The following is a 6,231-nucleotide window of genomic DNA, read 5'->3' as shown; positions in this document are numbered from 1 at the left end:
TGAATGGGTATTCTGTCATTCTCCACACCATCCATATTAGCTCTTATTATTACATATTGGAAAAGGCCCAGGTCAAATAGTTTCTCCTGTGTTTGCTCTAGTTGCGTTTGCGTAAAAATTTCATTCTCTTTTAGCTTAATATTTTTATTGATATAGGAACGAGAAATCAACGAATCTCCCTCTAAATCTATAGTTCCGATATATGATTTTTGTCCCGGTATAATTCCATAGGCCACTTCGGCAGAAAGCTTATCGAGGGACAAAGTAATGTCGGTGGTAACGCGAATATAGGGATAGCCTTTACTGCTAAAATTATCGTAAATCATTTTTTCTGTGGCAATAACATCCTCATCCCTGAAGCGATGTTTTGTTTCTAGTTGGACCAACTTTCTTAGGGAATCTAAACTGGGTTGACCATTAACGTTGTTGGGTAAGTTCAAAATAACCTTCCCGGTAAGAACAGCACTCCCTTCTTTTATTTTTATTGCTATATCGAGTTTTTTGCCATTCGTAGCTGGTTCCAGTTGATAGGTAATAACAGGTTTAAGGAATCCATTCTTCTGGTAATATTTTTTTAGTTTCAGGATATCTTCTTCAAAAGTGAAGCTGGAAAAGCGAATTCTTTTATTCCAAAAGCTGAGTTTTTTACTAAAAGAGGGTGGTCTGGTATTCATCTGTTTAAGAAGAGATTCCTGTGATAGAGAATCATTCCCCGAGAAGGTGATTTTTCGGACAATAAGATCATTCTGGGCAAGACCACTCATTGTCCCCAGAAAAAAAAGTAAACAAATTGTTATGAGGTGGCGAAAAGGCATATTTGGAGTTGGTAGATTTTTTTCTCTACTAAAGATATGGAATTTAGTCTGAAGACTTACACTAGTTTGCCCAATGAAAATATTGAATTTAATAGTATTATAACCACTCCCAAATTTAATAGTCCGCGATTGGTAAAACAAATTCAGAAATCAATCAACTTTGGCTATGTAAACCTAAGGGATATATTGGGACTTATTCATGATAAATGAGGGTATAAAAAAAGCCTCAAAGTTTTGCAACTTTGAGGCTTTAAAGCGGAGAGAGAGGGATTCGAACCCCCGGTACGTTGCCGCACAATAGTTTTCAAGACTACCGCATTCGACCACTCTGCCATCTCTCCTTAATTGAGCGGGAAACGAGACTCAAACTCGCGACCCTCAGCTTGGAAGGCTGATGCTCTATCAACTGAGCTATTCCCGCAGGAAAATATAATAGTGGGGAGAGCAGGATTCGAACCTACGAAGACGAAGTCAGCGGAGTTACAGTCCGCCCCAGTTGGCCACTTTGGTATCTCCCCAATATATTTACAATAAAATTGAGCGGGAAACGAGACTCAAACTCGCGACCCTCAGCTTGGAAGGCTGATGCTCTATCAACTGAGCTATTCCCGCAGATCTTTAGCAATTCATCGATCGTTATCGAATGAATTTTGTTGCTTCAGAATGTTGTGGGAAGAGCAGGATTCGAACCTACGAAGACGAAGTCAGCGGAGTTACAGTCCGCCCCAGTTGGCCACTTTGGTATCTTCCCCAGTGCAATGTTTATTGGGTGATCGTTATCTCCCTATTGCGATGCAAATATAGATGCTTTCCCCAAATATACAAGTCTCTTGAAAATGTTTTTTTAAGAAAAAAGAATCAATTTTATGTAAGTGTTTGATTCCCTAGAGACTATTTTTAGAACTTTTTTTTGAAAAAAATGAAATTATCTCTCTTTCCTTAATTGATGGGGCTTATTTCAGCTATAATTGATGGAATAAGCTTGTCTTTTTTTCGATAATTAAAGTTTTTAGTGTTTCTATTTATACAGCATCATGAGAATTCAAGGCATATTCAAATCGAAAACTTACTTTAGCGGACATTGACCGACTTAAAAAAATGATAATATGAATTACAAAAGACTTGTCTTAATCCTAGCACTGACTTTATTTGCCTCAAGTTTATGGGCACAGGATATGAATTATGCACGAAAAGTGATTAAAGATCTAAGTTCTGATGATTATTTTGGACGTGGATATATTAATAAGGGGGATAGTATAGCTGCTGTTTATTTATCAGCTGAGATGAGAAAACTAAAATTGGATGGATTTTCGCCGAATTTTTATCAGCTATATACAACACCGATAAATACTTTCCCTGAAGATCCAATATTAAAGTTGGGAGATAAGCAGCTTGAATCTGCTAAGGATTTTATTGTCTATCCAGATTCACCATCCTGCGAAGGAACTTTTGATGTGCTTTGGTTGAATACAGAAATTCTAACGAAGAGTAAAATCAGGAAGGAATTTCTTAAAAAGGATTTATCTCAAACATTTTTGGCTATCGATTCGGTGGGCTTAAATAATAAACAGCTTTATAATTTTGCATCAGATCTTGTTTCTACTAATCTCTTTGGAGCAAAAGGCGTTCTGTTGAGGAAGAATAAATTAAAATATTCAGCTAGAACTTTCTTAAAGGATTTCCCAACTTTAATTGTAAAAAGTTCGAAGCTTGATACGACAACAAGTAAAATTACCGTTAAAATAAAGAACCAATTTATCGAGAATTATAAAACTCAAAATCTAATGGGCTACATTCAAGGCCAGACGGATAGCTGTCTTATTTATTGTGCTCACTATGATCATTTAGGTATGATGGGATCTAAAATATATCCGGGAGCTAACGATAATGGGAGTGGTGTGGCTATGGTTCTGAATTTGGCTAAGCATTATAAGAAAGCTAAAAAGAAACCACATTACACACAGGTATTCCTTTTGTTTAGTGGAGAAGAAGCTGGTTTATTAGGGTCACAGCACTATGTTGAGCACCCCTTGTTTCCTCTTGAAAAGACTAAGTTAGTGATCAATTTTGATATGATTGGAACAGGAAGTGAAGGCGTTTCCATATATAATGGGAGTGTGTATCCCAAAGAAGTTGCTCTTTACACGAAACTTAATGATGAGCACTCCTATGTGGAGAATCTCGTTTTTCATTTACCAGATCCATCTTCGGATCACTACAGCTTTTATAAAAAAGAAGTCAAGTCTATTTTTTTCTACTCAGAGGGAGATAATGAAGATTATCATGAAACAACCGATACTTACGGAGAATTAAAATTGACGCAATTTGAAGGTCTTTTTAAACTTGTTCGTGATTTTTCAGAGCAATTAAAATAAAGACCTTAAATAGATATAATGAAAAAGCCGCAGTCCATAAGATTGCGGCTTCAGTATTTTTTATTTTAGACCTTTAAGAGAATTCAAGAAAGTTTTGCATTGACCCAAGATAATAATCCTTCCAACCTTCGACAATTTCCTCATAGGCTTCATCAGGAATATTGGTATGTGTCAACTCTATCAATGTATTCTTTCCTGCTTTTTTAAGAGTAAAACTCACTATTGATGGGTTTTCTGTTTCACCGAAAAACCATTCTTGCACCAATTTGTAATCTTTTACAACCTGAATATTACATCCTGAAATATCACCTTCCCATAAGGCGAAAACAGTCCCAACTTGATCGTCCATAGTAGCAGGATAACCCGTCCATAATTCAATTTGGAAAGAATTTGTCAGCGCATTAAATACTTCTTCTTGATTAGCTGATATCTCCAGAGTATAATTAAAATCTTTCATGATGCTTCGTTTTATTTCACTGCAAAAATAATTTGAATAATAGACTTCACTAATTATTTGAGCATATATTTTTAAAATAGCCTTTAGAGTCTGATAATCACGCCTTTTTTCGCTAATAAATATTCGCTAACTTGTAAAAAATGAATCTGTAAGTCATTGATAATTAACAATGATTTGATTTTTGTTATCTGGAGATTGCATAAAACTTAAATTTAAAGCAGTCTAAATAAAAATAAATAATATATTTGTTTTATTATTTATAACGATTCTAACTAATAATCAAAGAATATATGTCAAGTTTTGAAATTCTAATGCCCAAGTTGGGAGAGAGTGTTCAGGAGGCAACCATCACCAAAATGTTTGTAAATCTTAATGATGTCATCGAAGAGGATGATATGCTTTTTGAGATAGCAACCGATAAGGTGGACTCTGAAATTCCTTCTCCTGTATCTGGTAAAGTTATTGAGATTCGCTTCAAAGAGGACGATGTGGTTCCTGTGGGCGAGGTCGTTGCCATTATTGATATGAGCGAGGATGCTGCGGATGCTGAACCCGTGTCTCAAGTTAAAGAAGAAGCACCTGTTAAAGTTGTTGAAGAAATCATTGTGAATGAAGCTGTCGAGATCAAATCGGATTCGGATCGTTTTTATTCACCTTTGGTTAAGGCTATCGCTGAAAAAGAAAATATTTCACAAGCAGAGTTAGATGCTATTGTGGGACATGGTAAAGATGGCCGGGTTCAAAAAGAAGATGTTTTGAAGTTTGTAGCTGAGAGAGGAACTTCTTCACAAGTGCAACCAACACCAGTTAGTGCGCCCAAAGTTGAAAAAGCTGTAGCAAGCACTCAAAAGCCAAAAGTATCTATGTCAGTTGGTGCGAACGACCAGATTATTGAAATGGATCGTATGCGTCGAATTATTGCTGATCATATGGTGATGTCGAAGCAAACTTCACCTCACGTTACTGCAATGGTTGAGGCTGATGTAACCGATATGGTGAATTGGAGAAATAAGATTAAAGATGAGTTCTTCGCTAAAGAGAAAACGAAGATCACTTTTATGCCAATTATCATCGAAGCCGTTTCAAAAGCTTTACGTGATTTCCCAATGATCAATTCATCGGTTGATGATTATAAGATTATTGTGAAGAAAGATATAAATATAGGTGTAGCTGTTGCTCTGCCTTCAGGAAACCTTATTGTACCTGTAATTAAGAATGCTGATCAGAAAAACCTTCTAGGTATAACTGTTGGTATGAATACTTTGGCTGATAAGGCTAGAAACAATAAGTTGGATGCAGACGATATTCAAGGTGGTACATTCACCATTTCGAATTTTGGATCGTTTAAAAATGTAATGGGAACACCAATTATTAACCAACCTCAAGTCGCAATTCTTGCAGTGGGAACTATCGAAAAGAAACCTGCCGTATTAGAAACAGCATTTGGTGATATTATTGTTCCACGTCAGAAAATGTTCTTATCACTATCCTATGACCACCGTGTGGTTGATGGGGCTTTGGGTGGCGCTTTCCTTAGAAAGATTGCCGATTACCTTGAGGAGTTTGATATAAGCAGAAGCGTCTAATTGCTTTTGATTATAGAATCATTTAAGGACAGATTACTAATTCATTAATGACTATTAAAATGACAATTAAGAAAAAACATAGCATAACAGAGACACCTAAAAAGCTGCTAGCTGAGTGGTTTAATTTAATGACTCTAGGTAGAGCTCTTGATGAGAAAGCCCCAAATTATTTGAAACAAGCTATTGGCTGGTCTTACCATGCCCCTTATGCAGGTCACGATGGTATTCAGCTGGCTATTGGACAAACTTTCGATAGAAAAACAGACCATTTATTTCCTTACTATCGTGATATGTTGACTTCATTATCAGCAGGACTGACAGCTGAAGAGGTTATTTTTAATGGTATTTCTAAGGACAATGATGTTGCTGGTGGTGGTCGACATATGTCGAATCACTTTGCAAAACCCGAATGGAATGTTCACAATGTATCTTCATGTACTGGTAATCATACTTTGCATGCAGTTGGTATTGCTCGAGCATTGAAGCATTATAAAGGTAAAGGTGTTGCCATTAGTTCTCAAGGCGAATCTTCAGTTTCTGAAGGTTACGTTTACGAGGCTATTAATGGTGCATCAAAAGAACAATTACCCGTAATCTTTGTATTTCAGGATAATGGTTATGGTATTTCTGTTCCTAAAAAGGATCAAACTGCGAATCGTAAGGTTGCTGATAACTTTAAAGGACTAAAATACCTGAAGATTTTCCATTGTAATGGTAAAGATGTATTTGATTCTATGAATACGATGGCTGAGGCGAAAGCTTACGCAACGGGAAACCATATGCCAGCTATCGTTCAAGCGAATTGTGTTCGAATGGGATCTCACTCAAATTCAGATAAACATGAATTGTACCGTGATAATGCTGAATTGAGCTATGTTGAGAAATACGATCCATTGGCTAAATTCCGTCGTCTGTTAATTCGTTACAAGCGTTTTACTGAGGAGGAATTAGTAGCGATTGAGGCTGATGTAAAACTTCAAGTTAAGAAAGCACACCGT

General features: G+C 36.4%; 5 protein-coding genes and 5 tRNA genes. 3 read left to right on the top strand and 7 right to left on the bottom strand.

The genetic code is table 11. The annotated features are described in order from the left end of the window. The 6 genes from ABY905_RS12690 to ABY905_RS12665 all read right to left on the bottom strand — a co-directional run. A partial coding sequence (locus ABY905_RS12690; protein WP_372644444.1) for a POTRA domain-containing protein occupies nucleotides 1–764 on the bottom strand: 764 nt, incomplete at its 3' end. 307 nt (nucleotides 765–1,071) lie between these two features. After that, nucleotides 1,072–1,156 (bottom strand) — tRNA-Ser (locus ABY905_RS12685). Between the two features lie 7 nt (nucleotides 1,157–1,163). Beyond that, nucleotides 1,164–1,236, bottom strand: a tRNA-Gly gene (locus ABY905_RS12680). 15 nt (nucleotides 1,237–1,251) lie between these two features. Beyond that, nucleotides 1,252–1,333, bottom strand: a tRNA-Tyr gene (locus ABY905_RS12675). A 21-nt stretch (nucleotides 1,334–1,354) separates the two neighbouring features. Continuing rightward, nucleotides 1,355–1,427: transfer RNA gene (locus ABY905_RS12670), tRNA-Gly, on the bottom strand. A 57-nt stretch (nucleotides 1,428–1,484) separates the two neighbouring features. Next, nucleotides 1,485–1,566, bottom strand: a tRNA-Tyr gene (locus ABY905_RS12665). Between the two features lie 355 nt (nucleotides 1,567–1,921). On the opposite strand from ABY905_RS12665, the gene ABY905_RS12660 reads away from it, so the two are divergent. After that, nucleotides 1,922–3,190, top strand: coding sequence for a M28 family metallopeptidase (locus ABY905_RS12660; protein WP_372644442.1), 1,269 nt, complete (start codon nucleotides 1,922–1,924; stop codon nucleotides 3,188–3,190). A 73-nt stretch (nucleotides 3,191–3,263) separates the two neighbouring features. Here ABY905_RS12660 and ABY905_RS12655 read toward each other — a convergent pair whose 3' ends face one another. After that, on the bottom strand, nucleotides 3,264–3,647 hold the full coding sequence (locus ABY905_RS12655) for an SRPBCC domain-containing protein (RefSeq protein ID WP_372644440.1): 384 nt from the start codon (nucleotides 3,645–3,647) through the stop codon (nucleotides 3,264–3,266). Between the two features lie 290 nt (nucleotides 3,648–3,937). On the opposite strand from ABY905_RS12655, the gene ABY905_RS12650 reads away from it, so the two are divergent. After that, complete coding sequence (locus ABY905_RS12650) at nucleotides 3,938–5,233, top strand: dihydrolipoamide acetyltransferase family protein (protein WP_372644438.1); 1,296 nt, start codon at nucleotides 3,938–3,940, stop codon at nucleotides 5,231–5,233. A 59-nt stretch (nucleotides 5,234–5,292) separates the two neighbouring features. Continuing rightward, the coding region (locus ABY905_RS12645; protein ID WP_372644436.1) for a thiamine pyrophosphate-dependent dehydrogenase E1 component subunit alpha at nucleotides 5,293–6,231 on the top strand (939 nt) is incomplete at its 3' end.

The sequence above is a fragment of the Ancylomarina sp. genome (assembly GCF_041555295.1).
Lineage (GTDB): Bacteria > Bacteroidota > Bacteroidia > Bacteroidales > Marinifilaceae > Ancylomarina.
The sequence above is the reverse complement of the archived record's forward strand: the minus strand, read 5'-3'. Positions and strand labels throughout refer to the sequence as shown.

Excerpts from the sequence above, each read along its gene's own strand:
- ABY905_RS12660 (WP_372644442.1), top strand. The coding sequence starts at position 1,922 with ATGAATTACAAAAGACTTGTCTTAATCCTAGCACTGACTTTATTTGCC.
- ABY905_RS12655 (WP_372644440.1), bottom strand. The coding sequence starts at position 3,647 with ATGAAAGATTTTAATTATACTCTGGAGATATCAGCTAATCAAGAAGAA.
- ABY905_RS12650 (WP_372644438.1), top strand. The coding sequence starts at position 3,938 with ATGTCAAGTTTTGAAATTCTAATGCCCAAGTTGGGAGAGAGTGTTCAG.